This is a genomic window from Streptomyces sp. DSM 42067 (genome assembly GCF_055792885.1).
The window spans coordinates 184,091-205,289 of the sequence record NZ_CM147706.1 but is presented as its reverse complement, the minus strand read 5'-3'; the positions used below and the strand labels follow the sequence as shown (position 1 = coordinate 205,289).

Annotated in this window: 22 protein-coding genes and 3 pseudogenes; 11 read left to right on the top strand and 14 right to left on the bottom strand. The window is 68.6% G+C overall.

Annotation, left to right across the window (positions count from 1 at the left end):
• Positions 1–13: 13 nt before the first annotated feature.
• Positions 14–760: a FadR/GntR family transcriptional regulator gene (locus tag ACSMXV_RS01120; protein WP_473175812.1), complete on the bottom strand. Its 747-nt coding sequence runs from the start codon at positions 758–760 to the stop codon at positions 14–16.
• A 224-nt stretch (positions 761–984) separates the two neighbouring features.
• Positions 985–1,755, bottom strand: a complete 771-nt coding sequence (locus ACSMXV_RS01115) for a helix-turn-helix transcriptional regulator (protein ID WP_473175811.1) — start codon at positions 1,753–1,755, stop codon at positions 985–987.
• 139 nt (positions 1,756–1,894) lie between these two features.
• Between ACSMXV_RS01115 and ACSMXV_RS01110 the strand changes: the two genes are divergently transcribed.
• Complete coding sequence (locus tag ACSMXV_RS01110; RefSeq protein WP_473179203.1) at positions 1,895–2,677, top strand: phytanoyl-CoA dioxygenase family protein; 783 nt, start codon at positions 1,895–1,897, stop codon at positions 2,675–2,677.
• Positions 2,674–2,985: a hypothetical protein gene (locus ACSMXV_RS01105; protein WP_473175810.1), complete on the top strand. Its 312-nt coding sequence runs from the start codon at positions 2,674–2,676 to the stop codon at positions 2,983–2,985. Before ACSMXV_RS01110 ends, ACSMXV_RS01105 begins: the two co-directional genes overlap by 4 nt.
• A 206-nt stretch (positions 2,986–3,191) precedes the next feature.
• Here ACSMXV_RS01105 and ACSMXV_RS01100 read toward each other — a convergent pair whose 3' ends face one another.
• The 3 genes from ACSMXV_RS01100 to ACSMXV_RS01090 form a co-directional block, all read right to left on the bottom strand.
• The gene (locus tag ACSMXV_RS01100; protein ID WP_473175809.1) at positions 3,192–3,356 is read right to left on the bottom strand and encodes a hypothetical protein; all 165 of its coding nucleotides are present in this window, start codon (positions 3,354–3,356) and stop codon (positions 3,192–3,194) included.
• Positions 3,357–3,496: 140 nt separating this feature from the next.
• Complete coding sequence (locus tag ACSMXV_RS01095) at positions 3,497–3,994, bottom strand: NUDIX hydrolase (protein ID WP_473175808.1); 498 nt, start codon at positions 3,992–3,994, stop codon at positions 3,497–3,499.
• A gap of 187 nt (positions 3,995–4,181) precedes the next feature.
• Positions 4,182–4,931 (bottom strand): SCO4225 family membrane protein, encoded by a 750-nt coding sequence (locus ACSMXV_RS01090; RefSeq protein ID WP_473175807.1) that lies wholly within the window; start codon positions 4,929–4,931, stop codon positions 4,182–4,184.
• A gap of 742 nt (positions 4,932–5,673) precedes the next feature.
• On the opposite strand from ACSMXV_RS01090, the gene ACSMXV_RS01085 reads away from it, so the two are divergent.
• A complete protein-coding gene (locus tag ACSMXV_RS01085) occupies positions 5,674–6,333 on the top strand; it encodes a hypothetical protein (protein ID WP_473175806.1) in 660 nt (219 codons plus the stop codon).
• Positions 6,334–6,420: 87 nt separating this feature from the next.
• Here the strand turns inward: ACSMXV_RS01085 and ACSMXV_RS01080 are convergent, their stop codons facing one another.
• From ACSMXV_RS01080 to ACSMXV_RS01060, 5 genes and pseudogenes are all read right to left on the bottom strand, one after another.
• The gene (locus tag ACSMXV_RS01080) at positions 6,421–7,134 is read right to left on the bottom strand and encodes a cation efflux transmembrane domain-containing protein (RefSeq protein ID WP_473175805.1); all 714 of its coding nucleotides are present in this window, start codon (positions 7,132–7,134) and stop codon (positions 6,421–6,423) included.
• Entirely contained in the window at positions 7,134–7,469 is a 336-nt protein-coding gene (locus ACSMXV_RS01075; RefSeq protein ID WP_473175804.1) for an ArsR/SmtB family transcription factor, read from the bottom strand. Before ACSMXV_RS01075 ends, ACSMXV_RS01080 begins: the two co-directional genes overlap by 1 nt.
• A gap of 48 nt (positions 7,470–7,517) precedes the next feature.
• Positions 7,518–7,769 carry a hypothetical protein gene (locus ACSMXV_RS01070; protein ID WP_473175803.1) on the bottom strand — a complete coding sequence of 84 codons (252 nt, stop codon included), beginning with the start codon at positions 7,767–7,769 and terminating at the stop codon, positions 7,518–7,520.
• A 243-nt stretch (positions 7,770–8,012) separates the two neighbouring features.
• A pseudogene (locus ACSMXV_RS01065) lies at positions 8,013–8,322 on the bottom strand (site-specific integrase); the annotation flags it as partial.
• 242 nt (positions 8,323–8,564) lie between these two features.
• Positions 8,565–9,242, bottom strand: coding sequence for a GAP family protein (locus tag ACSMXV_RS01060; RefSeq protein WP_473175802.1), 678 nt, complete (start codon positions 9,240–9,242; stop codon positions 8,565–8,567).
• A 563-nt stretch (positions 9,243–9,805) separates the two neighbouring features.
• On the opposite strand from ACSMXV_RS01060, the gene ACSMXV_RS01055 reads away from it, so the two are divergent.
• The 6 genes from ACSMXV_RS01055 (at position 9,806) to ACSMXV_RS01030 (ending at position 16,238) form a co-directional block, all read left to right on the top strand.
• On the top strand, positions 9,806–10,396 hold the full coding sequence (locus ACSMXV_RS01055) for a hypothetical protein (protein ID WP_473175801.1): 591 nt from the start codon (positions 9,806–9,808) through the stop codon (positions 10,394–10,396).
• 117 nt (positions 10,397–10,513) lie between these two features.
• A complete protein-coding gene (locus ACSMXV_RS01050) occupies positions 10,514–11,866 on the top strand; it encodes a Dyp-type peroxidase (RefSeq protein ID WP_473175800.1) in 1,353 nt (450 codons plus the stop codon).
• A 66-nt stretch (positions 11,867–11,932) separates the two neighbouring features.
• Complete coding sequence (locus ACSMXV_RS01045) at positions 11,933–13,063, top strand: catalase family protein (protein WP_473175799.1); 1,131 nt, start codon at positions 11,933–11,935, stop codon at positions 13,061–13,063.
• Between the two features lie 55 nt (positions 13,064–13,118).
• Positions 13,119–13,352 (top strand): GH25 family lysozyme, encoded by a 234-nt coding sequence (locus ACSMXV_RS01040; RefSeq protein ID WP_473175798.1) that lies wholly within the window; start codon positions 13,119–13,121, stop codon positions 13,350–13,352.
• 881 nt (positions 13,353–14,233) lie between these two features.
• Complete coding sequence (locus tag ACSMXV_RS01035; RefSeq protein ID WP_473175797.1) at positions 14,234–15,049, top strand: oxidoreductase; 816 nt, start codon at positions 14,234–14,236, stop codon at positions 15,047–15,049.
• Between the two features lie 598 nt (positions 15,050–15,647).
• Positions 15,648–16,238: a TetR/AcrR family transcriptional regulator gene (locus tag ACSMXV_RS01030; RefSeq protein WP_473175796.1), complete on the top strand. Its 591-nt coding sequence runs from the start codon at positions 15,648–15,650 to the stop codon at positions 16,236–16,238.
• A 458-nt stretch (positions 16,239–16,696) separates the two neighbouring features.
• Here ACSMXV_RS01030 and ACSMXV_RS01025 read toward each other — a convergent pair whose 3' ends face one another.
• The 4 genes and pseudogenes from ACSMXV_RS01025 to ACSMXV_RS01010 all read right to left on the bottom strand — a co-directional run bounded on the left by ACSMXV_RS01025 (position 16,697) and on the right by ACSMXV_RS01010 (position 19,250).
• Entirely contained in the window at positions 16,697–17,422 is a 726-nt protein-coding gene (locus ACSMXV_RS01025; RefSeq protein ID WP_473175795.1) for an SDR family NAD(P)-dependent oxidoreductase, read from the bottom strand.
• 171 nt (positions 17,423–17,593) lie between these two features.
• Positions 17,594–17,918: pseudogene (locus tag ACSMXV_RS01020) on the bottom strand (carboxymuconolactone decarboxylase family protein).
• Between the two features lie 207 nt (positions 17,919–18,125).
• Complete coding sequence (locus tag ACSMXV_RS01015; protein ID WP_473175794.1) at positions 18,126–18,533, bottom strand: (R)-mandelonitrile lyase; 408 nt, start codon at positions 18,531–18,533, stop codon at positions 18,126–18,128.
• Positions 18,534–18,569: 36 nt separating this feature from the next.
• On the bottom strand, positions 18,570–19,250 hold the full coding sequence (locus ACSMXV_RS01010) for an SDR family NAD(P)-dependent oxidoreductase (protein ID WP_473175793.1): 681 nt from the start codon (positions 19,248–19,250) through the stop codon (positions 18,570–18,572).
• On the opposite strand from ACSMXV_RS01010, the pseudogene ACSMXV_RS01005 reads away from it, so the two are divergent.
• Positions 19,182–19,490 (top strand): annotated as a pseudogene (locus ACSMXV_RS01005) (MmyB family transcriptional regulator); the annotation flags it as partial. The gene ACSMXV_RS01010 and the pseudogene ACSMXV_RS01005 overlap by 69 nt on opposite strands.
• A gap of 746 nt (positions 19,491–20,236) precedes the next feature.
• The gene (locus ACSMXV_RS01000; protein ID WP_473175792.1) at positions 20,237–21,088 is read left to right on the top strand and encodes an alpha/beta fold hydrolase; all 852 of its coding nucleotides are present in this window, start codon (positions 20,237–20,239) and stop codon (positions 21,086–21,088) included.
• Positions 21,089–21,199: the final 111 nt, after the last annotated feature.

The following is a 21,199-nucleotide window of genomic DNA, read 5'->3' as shown; positions in this document are numbered from 1 at the left end:
ATGAGGCGGACGGTCAGGAGGGGTCCCGCCGCGTGAGCAGCCCGGGACCGTCGATGCTCGGGGTGGCGGTCTCGGCGGTGCGCAGGTGCTCCCTCAGCCATCGCTCGGTGTTGCTGACGTGCAGGAGTGCGGCGGCCTGGCTCAGGGCCGCGTCCCGGCCCGCGAGAGCCGTGAAGATCGTCTCGTGCTCGCTGAGCGTGCGCTGTGCGGCCTGGTCGTCGACGAGGCCCCGCCAGATGCGGGCGCGCAGAGTGCGGCCGGAGACGCCTTCGAGCAGGGTGAGCAGCGACTCGTTGCCGGTGGCCCGGACGACGGCCCGGTGGAAGGCGGCGTCGTGCGCGTTGAGCCGCTCGACGTCGTCCCGCGCCTCACGCATCGCGTCCAAGTGATGCTCGATCTCGGCCAGTTGATCCTCGGAGATCCGGGTCGCGGCGAGTGCGGTGGCGGCCGGTTCGAGGAGCCGGCGCACCTCCATCAGGTCCAGCAGCGCGCCGGGGTCGCTCTGCAGCAACTCCACCGCGCCGCCGAGCCCTTCGAAGAGCAGACTCGGCGCGAGGCTCGTCACGTACGTGCCGTCCCCCCGGCGCACCTCCAGGACCCGGGCGACGGACAGCGCCTTGACGGCTTCGCGCGCGAGGTTGCGGGACAGGCCCAACTGCGCCGCCAGTTCCGGCTCCGGCGGCAGCTTCGAGCCCGGCGGCAGGGCACCGGTGCGGATCAGTTCACGGATCTGCACGATGGCCTTGTCGGTCAGCGACACTCCGGCCTGTCCTCCCCTCCGCGGTGCATCTGACCGCCGCATTCCATTGATGGGATGTATGTATAGGTGCCAAGGGTCGTCGCCGTCCAGACCTTTTACCAAGGAAGGTCAACCCAGCTCTGGAAATCGCCGAGGGGTGCGTGGGTGTCGTCCCCTTTGGGAGTGTCAAAGCATCCCACTAATTCTTGAGCGTGCTCCGTGCTCCGTGCTCCGTGCAGCGCAGGTCATCGGCTCCGGATCGCCCTTGGTCCCGCGCCCAGTTCGCGGTGGCAGGCCTTGTTGAAGGCCTGGAGGTCCGGGATGCCGACGGCGGCGGCGACGGCCGGGATCGGGAGGGTGGAGGCGCTCAGCAGGTGGCGGGCGCGCTCCAGGCGGCGGTGGCGGATGTAGGCGACGACGGTGCGGCCGGTGTGGGTGGTGAACAGGCGGGTCAGGTGCCCGGGGGAGACCCCGGCGGCGCGGGCCACCTCGGGGACGGTCAGCGGGTCGGCGAGATGAGCCTCGAGGTAGGCGGCAGCGGCGGCCACCACCGGATGACCGTGCCCGTCCTGCTCCGCGCCGCCGCTCAGCTCCGCCACGCGCCACAGCACCGTCCACACCTCGGCCGCCGCCCGGGCACGCGAGTACGGGAAGGCGGCGACAGCCCGCCGCAGGAGTCCGGCGAGCAGGGCGCCCTCATCCCCGGTGTCCTGCATCAGCGAGAAGGGCATTCCCGGCCCGGCGCCCGGCAGGCGCAGATGGACGTACAGATGCTCGGACCGACCACGGTAGTGATAGTGCACCTCGGTGTCGGGCGGGACGAGGCTGACCCGGCCGGGGAGGATGGCGTGCTCGGCACCGCTGCCGATCACTAGCCGGGCCGCGTAGCTGTACAGGTGCAACTGCCAGAGATCGGGCAGCCGGAAGACGTCGTGGTCGGATATGACGCCATGGACGCCGACACCGGCGTTCACGATTTCGGGCGGCTCGTCGAGGCAAGGAGCGACGCTCAGCATGATGCCGAAAATCTACCAGCGAGCGGCGAATTCATCCCACGACAACACCCCCACGCACGCATACCTTCGCCGTATGCCGACCACTCAACAGCCGGACCAGCAACAGCCGGACCAGCAACAGCCCCTCAGTTCCGTCGAGATGGCCCGCTTCGTCGCGCAGGGATACCTGCGGCTGGACGGAGTCGTGCCGCGGGAGATCAACGAGGAGGCGATCGCCGCCCTCGACCACGAGCTCCCGCCCGTCGCCTACGGCACCCCGCTGTCCAAGGCGTTCGACGACTCCACCTTCATCCCGCGCCTGCTCGCCGTTCCGGCCGTCGCCGGTGCCCTACGCAGCCTGGTCGGGCCCGAACCGGACGTCGACCACCACGCCGTGCACGTGCGCGGCCCGCACGAGGGCGAGGCGCAGGACCTGCACGGGGACGCGATCATCGACGTTCGCCCGGACGCCTTCGACATCCAGCTCATGTACTACCCGCACGAGGTCACCGCCGACATGGGCGGCACCCTGTCCGTGCCCGGCAGCCACCTGCGCCGGATCAACGAGACTGACATCGGCCGGGTGCAGAACCTGCGCGGCCAGACCCGGCTGACCTGCCCGGCAGGCACCGTCGTCCTGGTCCACCACGGCATCTGGCACGGCGGACGGCGCAACGACACCGGCCGCCGCCGCTACATGTACAAGATCCGCTTCAACCCGACCGTCCCGCAGGTCCGCCTCTGGGACACCGCCGATCTCGACGACCCGGCCGTCCTGCGCGAACTCGCCATCGCGTTCCCCTGGTACGAGCAGGCCACCGGCCGCCTGGAGATTTACAACAGGGCCCTGCTGTGGCGTGCCCTGACCGGCGACACCGGCTTCGACATCGACCACTGGGTCACCCGCGTCACCAACCGACCCGCGATCAGGGGGCACAAGTGATCAGCACCGAGCCGCGCCAGGAAGTCCTCGTCCTCTACCTCTCCACCTCGGCCCTCGACTCCCCGGTCGTCGGCTGGTCGCGCTACGACGGCACCGGCCGTACCCGCCCCACCTCCGGCGACAGCGACGAGCCCCCGTACAAAAGCGGCCTCGACGCCCTGCTGGACGGCTGGCGCCTCTTCCAGGCCTCCCAGCTTCTGCCGCCTTACCCCGGCCACGAGTACGACACCTCGTTCCTTAAGCATGAGTTCTTCTTCGAGAAGTTCGGCCCGGCGGGCTCCGGAGAGGCGGACAAGACTCCTGGATAGGAGCGGACAAGACACCTGGACAGGAAGAGGGGCGTGACGGACCGGGAGGAGGGTCCGTCACTCCCTTTCGCGCCGACGAGGGGGATGCCTGCGGCGCGGCCGCGGGGGAGGACCGGCCCGGGGGAGGGCCGGGCCGCCGTGCGGTCAGGCGTCCGGACTTGCGGCCTCGACCCGGAACGAGGCGAGCCGGACGTCCCCGTGCAGGGTCAGCCGCAGGTCGCGGCCGTCTGCGGGGCCGTCCCCAGGCAGGCCGGGGAGTGAGGTGGTGACGTGGCCCAGCTGTACGCGCCGCCGGTCACCGGTACCTCGATCTTCGCCAGCGGCACCTCGTCCGCGTAGATCTCCAGCAGTGCCCCGTTCCCGCTGGCCAAATGTCGGTCACACAGTCTTCTGCTCAAAGCTGCCGAGCCGCCGCTCGCCCGTAGGTGGAGCCAGGAATTTCTCGCATAGCTACCCCCCGAAAAACGGCCCCATAAAGGCCAACGTCCCCAGTCGGTCACGGCTGCTGCCCTCACCGCCCATAACGATCATGGGGAAAGTCGCCGCCGCAGCAGTGGTGTTGGCGGCCGCTGGGGCGCCGCTGATACCAAGCAGCGATGGCCTGCTTGTACCCATCAGGCATGTTCAATCCGGGTACCTCGCCGACGGTGAACAGGCCAACATGCTTGTGCTCGTGGCTCACGACCGGCTCCCGCTCGGGTGTCAGCACGGTGCAGCCATAGGTGATGATGAGCACACGCCGCCCTGGCAGCGGCTGATAGATCCACACGCCGCCATCGATGAGCGGGCCGGCCTTGACGTCCCAGCCGGTCTCCTCATGGATCTCGCGTTCCAGCGCGGACTCAGCACTGGCATCGGCCGGTACGACACCGTCCCGGCTTCCAATCTCCAGCCGGCCGCCGGGAAGCTCCCACTCATCCCGCTCGTTCCGCAGCAGCAGCACACGTTCCCGGGCATCGAGCGCAACGCCCTTCACTGATACTGGCCAAACCGGCGGAGCGTACGCCATGACGCTCCTCCTTCTGTTGTCAGCAACCCGGCTCCCGGACCGTACCGGCCAACCAGCACCCGGGCTCCGACATCCGACGAGATCAACGCGTCCGCGCAGGCCCGCCTGGACTCTCCCTGCAGGCGGGCCGGTTCACTCCGTCGGCCGTCACGCCCCTGGACCCCGGCCTGCTGATGCGGCGCCTCCCTCAGGCGGCCGGGCGCTGTTCCCGCGCGCCCAGCCTGCGTGCGAGCAGACCGAGCAGCACAGCGTTGAACAGCCCGGACAGGGCCGCGCCGGCGGAGAAGACCAACGGGCTCAGCCAGGCGAGTGAGGAGTCCCACGCGGGTGGCGCCACAGGGAGGGTGAGGATGCTGAGCGGAGCCGTGGCCATGAGCGGCCAGATCCCGGCGAACCCCGGGTCCGGTAGCAGGTACGCGGCGCACAGGGCGAACCCCAGCGACGCCGCGACCACGGCGAGATACCCACGCGCGAGCCAGTTATCCACCGCGGGCGCCAGCAGGGCCCGAGTCCTCCGCAGGCGAGGGCGTGCAGAACGCGCCGTGTCCGTCCCCTTCTGTTCAGAGCGGTCCGAGATACGCGGGAGGGGCTTACGCGCGCCGGGCGATGCGGCGGTCGCGGGCCTTGTGGCGAGGGCGCCGAGCACGGCGGCGTTCACGAGGGCGCACAGAAGGAGCCATACGGCCCAGAAGCCGATGGCCGATACCTCGACCGCCCCGCCGCCTTCGGTGCCGGGACCGAAGGGGAGGACCACACCAAGGAAGGAGAGGGGTGCCGTGAGCATCAGAGGGCTCGAGGCGAAGCCGCTCTCCGGGAAGAGGAACATGACCGCGACGGAGGCGGCGAAGACAGCCAGATAGCCCCGGGCGAGCCAGTTGTCCGTGGCGAGCGCAAGGAGCCGGAGCGGGAGGCGGCGCGGGCGGGAGGCATTCGGCATCGGGGGCTCCTTCGGGTCGGTCCGGGTTGGTGATCTCCACGGTGAACCGGGGGGCGCGCTCAGGCATGAGCGCAAGTACTCATCCCTGTATGGGAGTTTCAGGAAGTGCGATCTATGACGGCGCGACCGTGAGCGTTACACGAACGGGCTAGCATCGCCGGTCTTCACCGCTTGTGGTGACACGGCCGACGCGGCCTGGTCACGGCGTGCCGGAGGCCGTTGGATGGGGTCATGGACAGCACATCCGACACCACTGGGTGCCTGCCGGACCACATGCACCACCACGCGACGTATGCGGAGCTCACTGACGCGTACTGGTTGGATTCACCGACCTTCATCCACAACGATCCGTCAGTCCGACCGCATGGGGTGGCGTCCGTTGACCGTCCGGACGCGCGGAGACGGGGAGAGCCTCCCGAGCGCCGGCTGGGGGCGGCCTGAGCTGCTGCGCTCTGGACCGGGCGGCGCATCTCATCCTGCTGGAGGCCCGCGACTTCGACCTGTGGCAGAGGCCGCACGGTAGGCGATCCTCTTTGCTCAACGGGCTGACCCGATTCATGTCGTAGCGCCCCCGTATTCTGGTCGGCGCGGGCGCGGGCGCGGGCGCGGGCGCGGGGCCTTGCACGCGTGGAGGCACCCGTGAGGCTGCGCGAACTCGTCATCGACGCCTGGTCGTGGCTCAACTACAAACCGGCGATGGCCGACCCGCACCGCCCCGGCCACCGTGCCTTTCTCCTCATGGGTGCCCGAGCCGGACCGGCGGCGCCGAGCCGCGTACAAGTTGTTGGCCGCGTACGACTCCAACCAGGCCGGGCAGCTTGGCGCGGTCACCGGCGACCATGACGGCGTGGAACGCCGCGAGTTGGGTGACCCGTCCAAGCTGATCGACACCACGCTGGGGTATCTGCTGGGCGCGGAGCAGACCATCGTGGTGCCCGGCGCCGACCAGGCCGTGGCCCGCGCCTACAAGTACCAACTGCTGCTGCTCATGGTGCAGCGCCTGCACCAGGCCGGGCAGGCGTGGCCCGCCGGCGAGTCGCTGCACGCACGCATGGTGTGGGGCGCGCACACCTCCAAGGACCGCACCACCGTCCTCGAGGACGTCATCAAGGGCTACGAGGCGGGCGTGTTCTCCCTGGAGACCGGTGTGCGGATGCTGCAGGAAGCGGGCTATCCGATCGAAGATGTGGCCGAGGAGATCGAACGCATCCAACAGCGGGCGTTCGACCAGGCCGCCCGGCTCGCGGATGCGACCGGCGACAACGCGGCCGTATGCGAGTACCTGGGCCTGCCCGAAGCCGACCCGCTGCCTGCGGTGCCGTTCGTGCCCGCCCAGCACGGGCCGCAGGCCAGTCTGGACCAAGCCACGCCACCGGCGTCGCAGCAGCCGCCCGCCGGCTGATGAGGCCCCTTCCTGCTTTTAGCTTGGCCGGAAGGTCGCCCAGCTCGAGGACGACCTTGCGGGTTCCCCACCCTGCCTCGTGGGCGGTCAGTTGCAGCAGGCGCAGCCGGGACGGCAGCCGCAGGCATCGTCCGCATCGGTGCTGGCAGCCGGGACTACCGCAGCGGAGGGGGCGCAGCAGCCCTTGCCCTGCCAGGCGTCGCGGCCTTCCTTGACGGCGACGGCGGCGATGACAATGGCGGCGATGGGGTCGGCCCAGGACCAGCCGAGGGTGGCGTTGAGGAGCAGGCCGGCCAGGAGCACGGCCGAGAGGTAGGTGCACAGCAGGGTTTGTTTGGAGTCGGCGACCGCGCTGGCGGAGCCGATTTCGCGGCCCGCGCGGCGCTGAGTTGCGGACAGGAATGGCATGACCGCGAGGGAGAGCGCGGCGAGCACGATGCCGGGTATGGACCGTTCGGCCTCGCCGGTGCCCGTGAGTGCGCGGACGGAGTCGACGGTGACATAGGCGGCGAGCGCGACGAACGACAGCGCGATGATGCGCAGGGTGGTCCTTTCGCGGGCCTCGCGTACGGCGTGCTCGCGGGCGGAGAACTGCCAGGCGACCGCGGCGGCGGAGGAGACCTCAATGATGGAGTCGAGGCCGAAGCCGATCAGGGCGGTGGAGGAGGCGAGGGCGCCGGCGATGAGGGCGACGACCGCCTCGATGACGTTGTAGGTGATGGTCGCGGCGACCAACAGGCGTATCCGGCGGGTGAGTGCATCGCGGCGGGCCGGGGAGGGGCCGAGGGATATCGCGGTCATCAGCAGCATCCCTTGTCGTCGGCGTCGGCACAGGTGCGGTCGGTCTCGACGGCCACCACTGCGGTGCGTAGGTCGTCGAGCGCATGCCCGAGGCGTTCGTCAGCCAGCTCGTAGCGGGTGCGGCGGCCGTCGGGCACCGTGACGACCAGGCCGCAGTCGCGCAGGCACGCGAGGTGGTTGGACAGCCGGGTGCGAGAGATGCCGAGTGCTTCGGCGAGATCGGCGGGGTAGGCCGGGGCTTCGCGCAGGGCGAGCAGGATGCGGCAGCGGATCGGGTCGGCGAGCGCGCGGCCGAACCGGGCCAGCACCTCGATGTCGGAGGCAACAGTCAGCACACAGACGACAGTACACGCAATCCTGAATTCAGGAAATCATGGATGATTCTAGGAGCCTCGCCACGCCGTGCAGGCAGGCGCGGGCAGCCCCGGCCCGCGCCGTCTGCTTGGCGGCGGCAGTGAGCTGGCTGGTGTAGTCGGACAAGATGCCTTCGCGGCGTCGGCGAGCTTCTTCAACTCGGCCGCCATGCTGCGCAGGTACTTCGTGCTGCCGGTGGCCATTTTGTGGGTCAGGTCGATGCCGTCGGCGCCCATCGCCTCCAGCGCATCGGCGACGTCCTGGCCGGCGCGGCGGGACACCGTCGCCAGGTCCTTACACCACCGCTGCCCGACTCGCCATCAGCTTTCGGGTCCGTGATTGCTCGCCCTATGACAGCTCCCGCCCAAAGCCGCTCCGTAAGTTGTTTGGCGGTCCGGAAGTGTGGGGTGTGGCTCTCGCCGACCTTGGCGATGTGTCCGGCGCCTGCGTCGATGAGGGCTTCGTTTCGATGCGGGTCACTCAGCGTGAAGGGCGACAACCGTGGGTCCGGGTAGAACCGTCGTCTTCTCGGCGAACCAGGTGAGGTGCTGCTTCACCTCCTTGTGGAGGAACGCCGGGAGGACGACGACGCGGGCGCCCGCATCGGACTTGGTGGTGCCGGGGGCCCGCTTGCCGTTCGTGCGCTCCGCCTCGGCGTTGCGGACGCGGATCAGAGGTTGTCGAGGTCGACGTCCCGGCGACGGAGGCCGGCCAGTTCCTCGGGACGCATCGGGCCGTAGGCGGCGAGGTAGACCATGAGACGCCAGCGGATCCCGATTGCTTCGGCGAGCGCGTCGACCTGGGAGACAAGGCGATACGTCGTTCGGCGGCCGACGGGTTCAAGGCGGCTTGCTCCGCTCACCGCGCGCGACCCGGCCCCCGGCCGGGCCTGCGCTCCAGTCTCCGCCCGCTCCAGCCCGGCCGCCGCGCGTGCTGCGCGCACAGCAATGCGCCGCCTGATGCCAGAAAAGGGGTACGGCGTGGCTGGGGCGGTCGGCCCCGCGACTTTACGCAGCCACTTTGGCGCGAGCCTCGAAGATCACGGCCCCAACGTCCGCTATGCGTGGCTAAGCCCGTCAGGTGGTGAGGATGGAGATGCCGTCTCCGAGCAGTTTCAACCCGAGAACGAAGAACAGGACGGCCATCACGGCGACATTGTGCTGCGCTGCCCAGTCTTTCCAGTTGCCGAGCGTGGTCTTGGCTCGCTCTCCCCCGAGGAGGAAAACTCCCAGCGGGGCCAGCAGGCCGAGGGTGGCGATCAGGACGAAGATTGCGAGCGATGCGATCTGCTGCCCGACCGGCAGTCCGGCTGAGCCGATCGCGGCGCCCGCGGCGATGGTCAGCGGGGCGTTCTTGGCGTTGAGCGCGGCCAAGGCCGTTCCGAGTCCGAAGACCTTTACCGGCGTGAGGCGGTCGATTGCGCCCATCCACTTCGGCAGCTGGGCTTGCGAGGGATCCTTTGGGTGCCGGTGCCATTGCCGGGCGCCGAAGAGTATGAGGAGCACGCCCAGAGCGAGCTTGAGGGCTCCCACCCAGGTGGCCGGTTGATTGTGGGCGGAGGCCCCTGCGGGGGAAGCGATCGCCAGCATCACCGCGCCCAGTGCCGAGAGGCCCAGGATCCAGCCGATGGTGAAGAGGAGTCCGTTGAGACGTCCCCGAGGCGTGGCGAGTACGAGGATGATTGCGATGATCGGGAGGGGGCTGACTGCGACGGCCGCCGCGAAACCCAGCACGTCACCGAGAACTTCGCCCATGGTTGCCTCCGTGTGGGGGTCAGGGTGGCGATCCAGTTGAGCAGGGCTCGGCGGAGGCCTGCGCCCCGACCGCCTGGGCGGCGCAACGGGTTGTTGCGCGATCGGCAGCGCCGCTGTCTTCATGGCCGCGCGGAAGTGGCTGCCTATGAAGGCGACGACGACGTACTCGGCACTCCCAATTCCATCTTCCTGTGCCTGGCCGGATCTGTCCTCGGGAGCTTCTCAGGACGCGAGGACCGCAGCATTGGCCTGCCGCACCCGCGTTGCTGCCGTCTCGGAACTGGACTGGCAAGCCGGCGCCCGAGGCTGCTTTTCCTTCTCGGCACCGTGGAGCAGACGCGGCACGGAACGTAATCGGCCCTAGTGGGGGGAATCGTGAAGTGATCAGACTGAGCCCCTCATTGCCGGAGCTTCTCGAGAATCCGCCCCAGGTGACCACATCGCTCAGTGGCCAAGATGCATGGCAGCGCATCCGCAATGAGGATTGAGAGGTGAGGGCGATGGCGCCTCATATTCCGGCGCTTGGCGACCCTCGCACCGATCCGTAGCAGGAGAATCTCACGATGACTGCGACGACAGGTGCAACCCGGTCAGCTCACCCCGAGCGCCCGGGCAGGTCGGATGGGGTCTGCAGCGAGTTCACCGTTTTTACCAAGATCAAGCCGGGCGAGGCCGATGCGCTGCGTGAGGATCTCGCGGCGCTTTCCGACGCAGCGGATGACGAGAGGGTCCATGCGGCGGTGCGCCAGATCGGCACCCTGCATGACGCACGGCACGTGATTTTCGACAACGACACCCGGTTTATGTTCGCCAGCGTCTTCGACGGCTCCTGGGACACCTACATCGACGACTTCGCCAAGACTGTAGTCGGGGACCGCTTCGACAAGGTCTTCTCGCACAGCGAAGGGTTCCCCGGCGTCAAAGATCCGGGGGTGAAGGACTGGTTCGTCGCCCACCAGGAGCCCGCGGGGGTCTTCGTCAGCGCCTATCCCGATCTGACGGTTCAGCAGATCTTCAAGGACCAGCGCGTGGACGAAGCGTTCCAGGAGGTGCTGGACACCCCCGAATTCCGGGCGGCGCTGGACAACCCGGCCAACGCGGAGTTGGTGGCCACGCCGGCCTTCCAGAAGCTGCTGGAGGAAGCCGCAGCCTAGAACCCGGACACAACCAACCCTCAGAGCCGACCCGGCATCGCTGGACCGCGTCGGCCGGGGCGGGCCAGCCCCTGCGGGGCTGCCCGGGCAGAGACCGATGCGGAGGCACAATCGATCATGAACACGGCGGACAGCAGCAGCGCGGCCGACGTGCGCGTCGAGATCGACGACGTCCAAAGCGGGGCACTGCGCCCACGGCCCGTGCCGTACGAGGGTAAGTACATCTTCCTGCGCGTCGATGACCGCCACGCCGGGCGCGCCCTGCTCCGCCGGCTGCTCCCGATGACCGCGGGTGGTCTGCCCAGCGTGGACCCGAGCCAGGACGCCTGGGTGGCCGTGGCGCTCACCTACCAGGGACTGAGGGCCCTGGGCGTGCCTCAGGAGTCACTGGACAGCTTTCCGCGGGCGTTTCGTGAGGGCATGGCCGCCCGGGCGGAGCTGATCGGCGACGTGGGCGAGAGTGCCCCGGCCCACTGGGAGACACCGTTTGGAACGGGCGATGTTCACATCGCGTTGAGCGCCCTCTCCTCCAATGCGGCGCAGCTGGACAAGGAGCTGGAGCGGGCCCGCGTCGCCTACGAGGACACGCCCGGTGTCCAGGTGATCTGGCAGCAGGAGGTCCACCAGCTCCCGACCGGGCGCACCACCTTCGGATTCCGCGACGGCATCAGCCATCCGAACATCGAGGGCGTCGGACTGCCCGGCTCCAACCCGCAGGAACCCCCCATCAAGGCCGGCGAGTTCATCCTCGGCTACCTCGACGAAACCGGCAATCTGCCCTCCATGCCCAGCCCCGATGTGCTGGGGCGCAACGGAACCTACGCGGCCGTTCGCAAGATCCACACCAACGTGGCGGCCTGGCGCCGGTACCTGCGCGCGAACAGCTCCAGCGCCGAGGAGGAGGCACTCCTGGCGGCGAAGATGGTCGGGCGCTGGCCCAGCGGGGCGCCGCTGACGCTGACGCCGGAGCACGATGACCCGGAGCTGGCGGCCGATCCGCACCGCGTCAACAACTTCCTGTACCGGGAGAACGACGACCGAGGGTTCCGGTGCCCCGCCGGTGCGCACATCCGGCGCAACAACCCCCGCGATGCCACCATCATCGGCGACGCACGGATGCACCGCATCATCCGCCGCGGCACCACCTACGGACCGCCGCTGCCAGAGGGGGTGCTGGAAGACGACGGCGCGGACCGGGGCCTGGTCGGAGTCTTCCTCGGGGCCCATCTAGAGCGACAGTTCGAATTCATCAAGGCCGAGTGGGTCAACGACGGCAACTTCATCGGCTACCCCGGCGAGAAGGACCCAGTGGCCGGGCATCACGGCGGAACCGGCAGCGCCACCATCCCGGAGAAACCGGTAAGGCGCCGCCTGCAGAACCTGCCCAGCTTCGTGGTCACCCGCGGCGGCGAGTACTGCTTCGTGCCGGGTCTGCGCGCCCTGCGCTGGCTCGCAGAGCTGGAGGGCTGAGGGCGGACTGAGGGCAGTGCCTGCCCCCTGAGGCCCCACCACGGTCTTCGAGGAGAGGTCGAAGTCATGGCAGCACAGTTCGTCCGCTACACGCCGGACGTCGAAGTCGATGATCCGCACTTCGACCGCAATCTGCAGACGGTGATCGAAAAGACCGAGAGCTACATCACCGAGTCAGTCAGGGCCGGTGGCACCGGACGGGCCCTGCGCGACGCCCATGCCAAGGGCTACGGGCTGGTCCGAGGGGAGGTGGAGATCCTGGAAGGGCTTCCCCCCGAGTACGCCCAAGGAATCTACGCGACTCCGGGAACCCACGATGCGCTCATCCGCTTCTCCAACGGCTCGCCTCACGCTGGAGCCGACGCGCGACTGGGCGCTGCCACCGGACTGGCGCTGAAGATCTTCGACATCCCCGGCCCAACCCTGCTCGAAGACGAACCGGACACGGGGACATTCGACTACGCCAACATCAACGGACCGATCTTCTTCTGCAATACAGTCGAGCACTACCTGTTCATCCAGGAATTGTTTCTGAACGCACCGGCCTACTTCTCCCAGGGCCGACCCGGTGCGCATCGTTTCTTTACCGAGTTCGTGACCGGAAAGGGAACCCTGGACCAGGACAACTGGGCATGGGATGAGTTCCTGGCCTTCCTGCGCCTGTCCAAGATCCCCCCAGTCAACGTACTGCTGTCGAGCTACTGGACAATGGGCGCGGTCCGGCACGGGGACTACATCGCCAAGGTGCGCATCGCCCCTGACCCGCTCTTCGCGGGTGCGGTGGTCCGGCGCGCCATCGACCCGGCCTCGGCGGCGGAGGTCTTCCGGCCGGCCCTGGTGGCCGAGCTTCAGGAACGGCCCTACGCCTTCGACATCCAAGTTCAGCTCTGCACCGGCCTGGAGAGGATGCCAGTCGAGGACACCACAGTGGAGTGGCCCGAGCAGCTCTCGCCATCCGTGACAGTGGCCAAGCTGCGGCTGCCGCAGCAGGACATCTCCGGCCCGGAAAACCTGGAGAAGATGGACTCACTGTCCTTCACGCCCTGGCGGGTCACCGCCGAGCACGCGCCCCTGGGCAACATCATGCGAGCCCGCAAGGAGGTCTACCGGCACTCCTCCATCGAGCGCCACAAGCTCAACCAGCAGCCGCGCACAGAGCCGCGCAGCGCCGACGAGGTACTTGGCCCGGCCCAATGAAGCCGACTGCGACGGCAAGTGTCCACCCCGATCACAATCCCTGCTGTACACGGACGTGAGTAACTACCAGAGCGAGCACCCTGACCTGAGCGGGGTGGACGTCGTCATCGTCAAGGCGTCCGAGGGCCGCCCCTACGCCAGCCCCAAGCGGGTGGCGCAGGCTGCGTACGCGGGGGTGGAAGGCAGGCAGGTCGGCTGGTACCACTTCCTGTGGCCGGGCAACATCCAGGCGCAGGCCGAGTGGTTCATTCGCTGCGCCAACCCCGAGCCCGGCGACGTCCTGCAGTAGCCGGTTGTCCTGCAGTGCCTGGGTGACGCTGCGGGCGGCGTGGTTGGACTGCTCGTCGGCCTGGTGGAACTCCTGGTTGGCCACGCTGCGGGCGGGGGAGCGGCAGTTGTCGCGATTCATCCGGACCGCCATCGCGATCAGGGTGCGGGTGCCGGGCAGTGCGGACTGTGCGTACTTGCGCTCGCCGGCGGGGTCAGGGCGGTCCGGGCTGACCTGGCCGCGTCGTCCGCGCCGGCCGCCAGGCACAGTTCGCGCAGCCAGGCCGCGTCGATCACCGCCGGCGGACTCGCGACGTCACCGGCCGCTCGCCGGGCGAGCACGGCCTGCACCGACGGATGCCCGGCCAGTTTCCCCGAAAGCCCGAGACGCCATCCGCTTTCCGCACGTGAGCGTTTAGTTCGGGTGGGTGGGCATGAACTCGGTCAGCGGCAGGAGAGATGGGCGTGGTTCGTCCGCTCGTCTGGCTCGTGGAGGTGGCTGATGCCGTCGGTGCTCGGTCTGCTGGAAGCCCGGGACAAGAGGGTCAGGTCCTCCCGCTCGGGACTTGGGACAACCCTGGCGGCGGGGAAGCCGATTGCCCTTCGCGCTGAGCGCCAGGGGACTGGCGATGCGTGCCGGGAGAGACGGGACGGGAGGGGACCGAACGGGGAAAGACACCCACGCAGCGGCAGCGCCTCAAGCCACCGGTCCGTCGTCCACAGCGACAGCCGGGACTGCGCCACCAGCTGTACCCGGTGGCTGGTCTTTCCCGTCCCGCACCCCACGTTTCCCGGATTTTTCTCGAATCGCCGGGCGTGATCTCTTGCCATCGGCCGACGACCACCATATGGTCGTACGAACGTAAGGCGTACGAACGTAATTCAAAGTCAAGGGAGTTCGTGATGGCGACAACTCGGCCGGTGGCGCTCGTGACAGGTGCCTCATCGGGGATCGGCAAGGAGACGGCCCGCGCCTTCGTCGCAGCGGGTTTCGAGGTGATCGGAACCGGCCGCAAGACCTCCGGACTCACCCCGCCCGCCGGTGTGACGTACCTCGATCTCGACGTGGCCAGTGACGACTCGGCCACCGCCGCGGTCGGAGAGGTGATCGACCGGTTCGGACGCATCGACGTCCTGGTCAACAACGCAGGCATCGGCTCGGCGGGCGCCGTCGAGGAGAACTCCGTCACCCAGGCCCAGAGCGTCCTGAACGTCAACGTCCTCGGTGTCATCCGTATGACGAAGGCCGTCCTGCCGCACATGCGCGCCCAGGGTGGCGGACGCGTCATCAACATCTCGTCCGTCCTCGGGGTCGCACCCCAGCCCTTCATGGCCCTCTACGTCGCGTCGAAGCACGCCATCGAGGGCTACTCCGAGTCGCTGGACCACGAGGTCCGCGAGCACGGCGTCCGGGTCCTTCTCGTCCAGCCCGCCTATACCAAGACCAGCTTCGACACCAACGCCGCGCAGCCCGACGCCCCGCTGCCTCTGTACGCGGAGCGACGGCGCGTCTTCGACGAGGTGATGGCGGATGCGATGAAGGACGGCGACGACCCGGCCGTCGTCGCCAAAGTGATCGTCACTGCGGCCACCGACAAGAAGCCGAAGCTGCGCTACACCGCCGGCCCGCTGGCCTCACGCGTCACCACGGCGCGCCGCCTCGTCCCCGCCGGAGTGTTCGACAAGCAGATCCGCAAGAACAACCGCATGCCCACCTGACATCCCGGTCCGGCTTCAAGGGCGCCGATTCCGCCCGAATGTCTCTGATGTACCTGCTATCTCCGATGTCTCCGAAAGTCCATTGATCAGTCACTCGTTGATTCGCCGAGGAGAGTCATGCAGCAGCAACGCCAGCAAACGGCCCGGCGCAGTGCATCGAACGCAAGGCGTTTTCTGAAGAAGAACGTCGGATGCGCTGGCGGTCACCACGACGGCGGCCGTCCTGGGGTCGGCGCCGTCCGCGTCCGCAGGGACGGGACACTCGTATCGCGGATCCGTTGTCACCGACGTACGGACCGCGGCGAAGTTCGACTACGCCGCCGGCGAGATCCCCGAGAACATCACCGTCAACCCCGACGGCTCAATGACCCTGTCCATGCTCGGCAGTTGCGCGGTGTGCCAGCGAACCCATGGGCCGCAGCTGATGCGTATCTCCGCGTCCGGAGAGCGCACGGTGCTCGTCACCGGGCATCCGAGCCCCACGACGCGAAACTGCAGACCGGGAGGATCAACTTCGCTGCTCTCCTTGCCAACGCGGCACACTGACTTGGCCAGGGCGGTATCCGGAGCGCAAGCCCCGGCTGCGATGGAGGAACGCATGGTGCGGTACGCGAAAGAACACAAGCAGGAGACAAGGCAGCGGATCATTGCGACGGCCGGTCGCCGGCTCAAGCGGGACGGCATCGACGGCTCCGGAGTCGCAACGCTCATGACGGACGCGGGCCTGACCAACGGCGCCTTCTACACCCACTTCGCATCCAAGGACAGCCTCGTCGCCATCGCGATCGCCGACCAACTGCACACACTGAACGCGAACATCGTCGCGCAGGCGGAGCCCGGCCCGGCCGGCCTCGAACAGATCGTGCGCTGGTACCTGTCGGCCCACCACCGGGACAACCCCGGCGACGGCTGCCCCAACGCCGCCCTGCTCGACGAGATCGGGCGCTGCGCGGACGCAACCAGGCAGGCGTACACCGACGGCGTGCTGGTCCTCATCGACGGCTTCGCCGCCCGCATGGCACCCCACGATCCGCCGTCGGCGCGTCTGAAGTCACTCAGCCTCCTCGGCATGTTGGCCGGGATGCTGCAGCTCTCCCGTGCCCTGACCGCCCGGCAGCTCGCCGACGAACTCCTCGAACAGGGCATCCGCAACGCCCTCGCACTGCTGGATGCCGAGCAGCACAACTGAGACGCCATCCGCGTATCGCTCACGGGGCTGGTCTGGTCGAACAGGGTTCCTGATCGGGTGATCGTGCGAGAGCCGGCGCATGGCAGCAGGGCCTCTCGGTAGTTCGGGGGTTGGGAACTGTTGCCGGTGTGCTGGGCAGACCAACTCCTGCTCACTCAATTGGAACGGTGCGAACCAAACCGATCACCAGGAAACCCTGTTGCCGCAGGCTTTCGCGCTCGCGTGCGTGGAGCCCAACTCGCTGTCCCTGTCGTGGGGCTGCCTCGCGCACAGGTTCGGCAACGCGGCGGACGGGCCGGAGCGCGTGCGGTATTGCGCCTCCGACGTTACGGAGGCGCACATGGCAGGTCTCCGGCCGTTGCTGCGAGATGATCTCGCTCATGCAGATGCCGGGAGGCTTTCTGCCAGGCCCGTTCCGCACCTCGTGCCTGAGATCGTCGGTCAACTGTCCTCACCGCTCACAGCGCGGTGCCCGTCTCCTCCGCCAACGCCTGCAGGAGGCGGTCCTGGAACGCCTCGTCGTGGACGGCGCGGTGCGGCTGCAGCCGCTGGCCGTGGTACCAGTACCCGCCGGTCGTCAGGGCCTCGGGTTCGTCGCTGGAGGCGAGCCACTCCTGCGTCCGATGGCCGAGCTCCAGATCGTCCGGCGCGCCGGGCCCGCCCATCTTCGTCGGCACCCAGCCTGGATCCACGGCGTTGCTCAGCACCCCGGGGCGCAGACGAGCCACCGCAGCGGCGAGCGTCGTGACGAACAGCTTGCTGTCGGAGTACGAGCCCGCGCTCTCGCCCCGCCAGTGCACGCCGTTGAGCGAGGGACGCCCACCGAAATGCGAGCTGCTGCTCAGGTACACCAGCCGGCGAGGGGCGCGGAGCAGGGCCGTGAGCAGGTACGGTGCGACGATGTTGACCGGCATGACCGCCGGTCCGCTCCACACGCCGGCGTTGTGGATGACCGCGTCGAGCGGCCCCGCGTCGTTCAGCTCGGCGGCGATGCGCCGTACAGCGTCCCGCTCCGTGAAGTCGCCCACCACGATGTGTGCCCCACGGTCGACCAGCGCGTCGAGGCCCGCCGCGCGCTCCTGGTTCCGGGCGTGCACCACCACGTCGTGTCCCCCGGACACCAGCGAATCCGCCGCGGCACGTCCAAGGCCGTCGGCGGAACCGGTCACCAGGATCCGACCCACTATCGCACCGCCCTTCGCACCCGCGAGGTCCGGCCGGGCTCCACCCCTGGGAGCCCGAGAGCCTCAACTGCAACGTACATGCCTGCTCCTCGCATGGGAGCGCCTCCTTCCGTTCCAAGCCGCTGTACGGGCTCGCCGCTGGGAAGGAGCCTGGTGGCTCCTTCCCAGCGCTCAGGCTGAGACGAGCTGCTTCGCGGTCCTGATCGCCGTCATGGCCTTGGGCCAGCCGGCGTAGAAGGCGAGGTGGGTGATCGCCTCGATGAGTTCGGTTCGGTGACGCCGTTCTCCTTCGCTCGTCCGAGGTGGAAGCGGAGCTGGTCCGCGTCCCCACCGGCGACGAGGACGGCGACGGTGATCAGGCTACGGTCGCGGGCGGCCAGCTCGGTACGATTCCACACATCCTCGAACAGGACGTCGTCGGTGAGCTCGGCGAACTTCGGAGCCAGATCACCGATCGTGCGGCGTCGCCGCCGATCTGCTTCTGCTGGTCGGTCATCGAAGATCCTTTCGCTGATCCGCGGTCACAGGCCCAGGGGGCCCGTGCTCACGCGCGGACCGTTGTTTTCCTCGTCGGTGGCGTGGGCGCCGCTCCGGCCGCCGGAGATGTTGGCGCCACCCAGCTCATACGCCACCAGGGGACGGCAAGGGAGCCGGCCCACCGCCTCCCGGCGCGGCGGCGTGGGAAGGCGCGGCGGGTGCCCGGTCAGCGGCTGCGGGGGCGGTTGTACTGCTCGTCGGTGACCGGCTCGTTCCAGGTGGTTTCCTCGCTGCCGTCGCCCTTGCCCTCCCACATGGCGATGTGCTCCATGAAGCGGTCGGGGGTGGCGCCGTGCCAGTGCTCCTCGTTCGGAGGGCAGTTGACAGTCTGGCCGGGGTGGGCCTCGAAGACGGTGCCGTCACGGGTGCCGATCAGGGCGATGCCGGAGACGACGTGCAGGGTCTGCCCCAGCACGTGCGAGTGCCAGTGGGTATGGGCGCCCGGGGAGAAGCGGACCATGTTGGCACGCATCCGGGACGGCTCCTGGCCCGCGTAGATCACGTCGAACCAGACGTCGCCGGTGAACCAGTCCGCGGGAGCCTTGACAGTGGCCTGCTGCTTGACGAATTCCATGGTGTCTCTCTGAGAAGTGCGGGGTTGTGGGATGGATCAGGCGGCGTCGGAGTGGGCGAGGCCCGAGCCCAGCTCGCGGGAGGCGTCAACCTGGGCGAGGAGGTCCTTGGCCTTGGCCTCGACCGCTGCGAGGCAGTCGTCGCCGGCGACGAGCCGCAGCGGGGGCTGGTCCAGGCCGGCGACCTTCAGCAGAGCGTCGGCGAGCTTGGCCGGGTCACCGGCCTGCTGCCCGTTCATCGACTCCCACTGCTTCTTGGTGGCAGTGGTGCGCTTGGCGTAGTCGTCGATGGACAGCTCCGCCCAGGTGGTGGACGTGTTGTCCAGCAGCTCGGTGCGGAAGAAGCCCGGCTCGACGATCGTGGTGCGGATGCCGAACGGTGCGACGTCGTGGTGCAGGGACTCCATGAAGCCCTCGACGCCGAACTTGGCCGCCGAGTAGGCGACGCAGAAGTCGACGCCGATCACGCCTGCCAGGGAGGAGATCGTGATGACGTGCCCGGACCGCTGCTTGCGCATGACCGGCAGTACAGCGCGAGTGACGTTCATCGGGCCGAACAGGTTCGTCTCGATCTGCGCCCGCACCTGCGCTTCGGCGAGTTCCTCGAAGAACCCGGCGTAGAAGTTGGCGGCGTTGTTGATCAGGACGTCGACCCGGCTGGACTCATCGGCGAGCTCGTCACCCGCAGCGAGGAGTTCCGCACTGCCTGGGCCAAGCACAACGTGCGCCTGCACCACACCGGCCGCAAATCCTTCCACCACCCGGCCGTCGGCGTCCTCACCCTCGACTTCGACGCCATGGAACTGCCCGCCCAGCCCGGCCTGACCCTCACCGCGTACAGCGCCGCCCCCGGCACACCCGAGCACGACGCCCTGCAACTCCTCGCCTCCTGGGCCGCCACCCGCGACCAGCCCCTGCCCGCCGACCACAGCACCCGCGAGACCACTCCGGACAGCTGACCCGCGTCTGCCTCCACCACGGAGGAAGCGACCGCCCGCCTGCCGAAAGCGCAGGTCACATGGCCTATTGCTCATGCAGGCGGGGATTTACTACTCCACCGCTCACGAACTGCCTTCACCGCTGGCGAAGTCGGGGTTCCAACGCACCGGACTCTCCCTCGCTCGTCGGAGGGGTCGCCTGCGCGCCGACGGCTCCCTCGCGCCGTATTGTATTGTGAACGTAATTCAATGAGCTCAGGGTGCCGGCGACCGCTCCGTTGACGGCAAGGTGCCGTGCCGGGTGGTCCTCTACCCCCTCCGTGGCGGGCTGCCTCGTTGCCCCGTTCGGGGGCGTCCCGGAACGCCCCGCGGGATGCCGTCGATTGCAAGGACTCACTTGCACCCACTGTCTCCCCTGTATAGTATTACGAACATAATTTAATTGCCCACTTCGGAAGACGTCGACCTTGCGCTCGGCAAGGCGGATTCCGAGGTGAGCGGGAAAGTCGGAGGCATGGGAGTCACCCGTCGCGGCGGCTGATCCACCTCGATCGCGCTCGTTGCAACCGGTGACGCGCACGTCACCAACGTGGTCGAGCGGGTGATTGACCGGCTCGGGCGAATCCACGACCTGTTCGGCAACGCCAGCTCAGCGCGTCGGGCGCCGACGTAGAGAACGCCGTCCCGCAGTCCCAGCACGTCTTGGGTGTCCTGCGCGAGCAGACGCGCGAGATCTCACGGACACCCGCCAACAAGAGAAGGACATCATGAGCACGTATCTGGCAGACAAGGCCGAGAACCTCACCGTTGAAGGTCCCTCCGCTCGGTTCACCTACCGGCGGATGGGTCCGCAGGGCGGCGTCCCGCTGGTCCTGCTGAACCGCTTCCGCGGGACCATCGACTGGTGGGACCCGGAGTTCCTGGACTACCTGGCCGCCGACCACGACGTGATCCTGTTCGACAACGTCGGCGTCGGCTACACCGACGGCGAGGCGCGCGACTCCCTCGAAGGATTCGCCGAGGGAGCCATCGAGTTCATCGACGCACTGGGCCTCGCGCAGGCCGACCTGCTCGGCTGGTCCCTGGGCGGCATCGTGGCCCAGCGTGTGGCCCTGCGACGTCCCGAGCTGGTCCGCAAGCTCATCGTGGCGGGCAGTGGCCCGGCCGGCTGGGTGCCCGGCGCTCCGGACTTCAGCGAGAAGGTCCTGGGCATCATGAACAAGCCCGATGCCGACCGGGATGACATCCTGTACCTGTTCTACCCCGAGACGGAGGCGGCCCGCGCCGCTGGGCTCGAGCACTTCGACCACATCTCGACCCGGCTCGCCGAGGGCGGCCCCGCGATCTCCGAGGTGGCGGCGCAGGGCATGCTCACCGCAGTGGGCGCTCTCCTGGCGGTCCCCTTCGACCAGGTGGTGGCGGAACTGGAGGCCATCAAGCAACCCGTCCTCTACGCCAACGGCCTGCACGACGTGATGATCCCCGCCCACAACTCCTACGTCGCGGTCCAGCACCTCGACAACGCCACTCTCGTGCTCTACACCGGCGCCGGTCACGCCTTCCTCTTCCAGTACGCCAAGGCCTTCACCAAGCAGGTAGCCGACTTCCTCGCCGCCTGACCACGCCGACCCCGCCGCCGCCCCCGAAGGAATCAGGGCGGCGGGTGGCCCATCGTGCAGGCGCTACATCACAGCCGTGCGAGGTGGCGCCTGCACGATTGTCGAACGTCG